Genomic DNA, 2,579 nt, shown 5'->3' on the forward strand with positions numbered 1-2,579 from the left:
CTGCTTTCTCACACATTGGGTATTTTTGCCAACTTTAAACAAGGTAAAAAACAACGCGACTGGCTTCAACAAACGCTCGTTATTGGGTGTTAAAGTTGAGCATCGCGTTATCAATATGCCAGTTAAAGGCTCGCTAGGAGGAACAAGAATGTATCCAACGATGGACTTTCATCCAGAGTATAATATAACCCGTTATTTTGTTGATAAAATTGGTGATCGTAGTGGTTATTCTCAAGAGGAGAAGGACAGGCAGCGGAAGCATGATCCTTACTATGGGTTTTATAAGTGGTATTACCCTCAATTTCAGCATTCAAATTCAGACAGTGAATTTGATGCATTTATCAGCCAACGAGTAGCAGGGCAAAATAGTCGGTAGCATAGCGGTTGTAACCCGCTAGAATCACCCCATCGGCCCGAACACCCGAACCTAACATAACCCGAATTCCGTTTAAGCCATCACGGGTAAATCACCATCTGAATAGAAATTCTTAAGTGATGGCTTTTTCAATTTAAGACAATAAGCAATCAGTCCGCATAAAACGGTTAACATGAATCCTTTTATACTTCGGTGGCGTGAGTGTTCGATCTGAGAAATTAATTTTAATTGCCCATTTTAAGTAGGCAATTTCACCAAAAACTGGCGCTAGATTGGATTCTTGCACAATCCGATTCTCCGTCTACAGGGCCAGAGCCAGACTGAACTAATACACATTAAGTATGCTCGTGCCCTGTTATAGAGGGGCGCCATGATATGTATCAGCGATGTTTCATGTTTCGGAACAAATATACGACAACTCCGAAAACCTCAACATCCGAGTTTTCAATATCAATCAATGGCACGCGGTTATCATCAACAGATAGAAATCCATGAGTACCACCTTGGATAAATCTGTAAACTGATAACGTTTTGTTAACCCTAGCATATATCAAATCATTTGTTCCCGCTGTCTCATTGCTATAAACAACTATAATGGTGCCCGCAGGAACTTCCGCGCATCCACTGTTCACAAGCAATTTATATGCCTTGCATGTTTTAGAGTCCACCAAATCTGGTATAATTATTTGATCGCCTGTTGGAGTATTCCCTTCATAAATATCAACTGGAAACATCCCTTTATATTTAATGAGTTTTATGCCCTTGTGTTCTGGTTCGTTACTTTCTTCTGCCTTCATTGGGCCTTTCCCGTCAGATAACCATTCTGGACGGACACCTAAGACACGTGCGATATCAACAAGTCGAGTAGTTCTGGTTGCTGTTCCTGAGGTTAATTTCCATACGCTGGATTGGGCCATTCCGACTGCTTTAGCTAACGCACCTTGACTAAATCCACCTTCGTGCATTGCGCAATTTAGTCTCTTTGTGAATGTCATGTTTCAGCCTTTACGAATAATCGTTTGATGTGTTCATCATATCGCTATGGCGATAATAAATCAAAATCGCTATAGAATTTAATTATTGCTGAATAATGGATTAATCATACAAATAATGTCTATAGCGATTGATTTATAATTTAAGGAAATCATGACTAACACAGCAATAGAGAAAGCAATAAGGCTTTGGGGTAGTCAAAAGGAATTTGTCGAGCAGATAGACAAAGCTCAATCCACGGTAAGCGATTGGTTAACTGGGAAGAAAAAATCTCACCAGAGAATGTCGTGATCATTGTCGAAGTTACAAACAGCGTAGTCCAAGCCCACGAACTACGCTCCGATCTGTCCAAAGTGTTTCCGCCACCTGGGGTATTCTATGGATAACTTCCAGTCGATGGTTGTTTATGCACTGGCGTTTTGGATGATCCCTGTATGGGGTGATCTGTGGTGGGGCTTAGATATTATCGTCATGAGATTTTCAGCCAAAGAACAAGACACCGGCTCTGACAATAAGCGGGAAAAACGCCTGCCACCTGTGGTATGCCAGTCGTCAGACCATAAAGGATGTGAAAGCGCAGCGACTCGCTAATATGCAATATCTTGAGCCGATGGATATTGAGGATGTGGCAACGGGCGAGCGTTTTGATCCTGGTCGAAAAGGTCATGTCGCATTAACCCACGCATCACATTAACGCCAAAAGAAGAAGCGTTATTACCAGAGGTGATGCGTTTACCGCCTCGATATGCCCTGGCGAGTATTACGCAATTATGCTGACAGAAAAGAGTAAACTAAGCCCCGTCCCTCGGACTGAGGGACGGGGCGAAGACTGAATGAAGATCGCACTGACCTACAAAAAGGCATTATGCGCGTATTGGGTTCGTGTAGAGGCTAACATTCTGACCGATTGCCACCTCAGAGCAAATGATTCTGGGGTGGCAGAACTAACACTGTATCATTACGAGAAGACGGTAATATTCTACCGTCCTATTTGATTTTAATAACAGGGTAAGATGGCTATTGGCGAATAGTCTGTCCCTCCTATGCACTGCATACACAGTCGTGCCATTCTTGGCTATCTGGAGGATATATCGCGCACTCTATATGCCTTTTCATAATTATGAGACTTCCATATTTCCTATTCCTTTCCAACTGTTTTCTGATGCTGAATTCAAAAAAACTCTCACTTTTTTAATGAGTTGCCACATGT

General features: G+C 42.1%; 4 protein-coding genes and 2 pseudogenes. 3 read left to right on the forward strand and 3 right to left on the reverse strand.

All coding sequences use genetic code 11. The features are described from left to right. Together IQ211_RS20285 and IQ211_RS20290 are read left to right on the forward strand one after the other, a co-directional pair. A pseudogene (locus IQ211_RS20285) lies at positions 1-93 on the forward strand (IS982 family transposase); the annotation flags it as partial. Positions 94-148: 55 nt separating this feature from the next. Further along, on the forward strand, positions 149-376 hold the full coding sequence (locus IQ211_RS20290) for a hypothetical protein (RefSeq protein ID WP_282885623.1): 228 nt from the start codon (positions 149-151) through the stop codon (positions 374-376). 72 nt (positions 377-448) lie between these two features. Here the strand turns inward: IQ211_RS20290 and IQ211_RS18825 are convergent. The 3 genes and pseudogenes from IQ211_RS18825 to IQ211_RS20045 all read right to left on the reverse strand — a co-directional run. Continuing rightward, a pseudogene (locus IQ211_RS18825) lies at positions 449-613 on the reverse strand (IS982 family transposase); the annotation flags it as partial. Between the two features lie 143 nt (positions 614-756). After that, positions 757-1,341, reverse strand: a complete 585-nt coding sequence (locus IQ211_RS18830; protein WP_228011624.1) for a helix-turn-helix domain-containing protein — start codon at positions 1,339-1,341, stop codon at positions 757-759. A 185-nt stretch (positions 1,342-1,526) separates the two neighbouring features. After that, positions 1,527-1,721 (reverse strand): hypothetical protein, encoded by a 195-nt coding sequence (locus tag IQ211_RS20045; RefSeq protein WP_311062204.1) that lies wholly within the window; start codon positions 1,719-1,721, stop codon positions 1,527-1,529. Between the two features lie 26 nt (positions 1,722-1,747). On the opposite strand from IQ211_RS20045, the gene IQ211_RS18840 reads away from it, so the two are divergent. After that, positions 1,748-1,960 carry a hypothetical protein gene (locus tag IQ211_RS18840; protein ID WP_189761354.1) on the forward strand — a complete coding sequence of 71 codons (213 nt, stop codon included), beginning with the start codon at positions 1,748-1,750 and terminating at the stop codon, positions 1,958-1,960. The last annotated feature ends 619 nt before the right edge of the window (positions 1,961-2,579 follow it).

Origin of the sequence: Xenorhabdus griffiniae, assembly GCF_015163655.1 — a bacterium.
Lineage (GTDB): Bacteria > Pseudomonadota > Gammaproteobacteria > Enterobacterales > Enterobacteriaceae > Xenorhabdus > Xenorhabdus griffiniae.

Bases quoted from the DNA above. Each gene is read 5' to 3' on its own strand.
- IQ211_RS20290 (WP_282885623.1), top strand. From the start codon at position 149: ATGTATCCAACGATGGACTTTCATCCAGAGTATAATATAACCCGTTAT.
- IQ211_RS18840 (WP_189761354.1), top strand. From the start codon at position 1,748: ATGGATAACTTCCAGTCGATGGTTGTTTATGCACTGGCGTTTTGGATG.
- IQ211_RS18830 (WP_228011624.1), bottom strand. From the start codon at position 1,341: ATGCACGAAGGTGGATTTAGTCAAGGTGCGTTAGCTAAAGCAGTCGGA.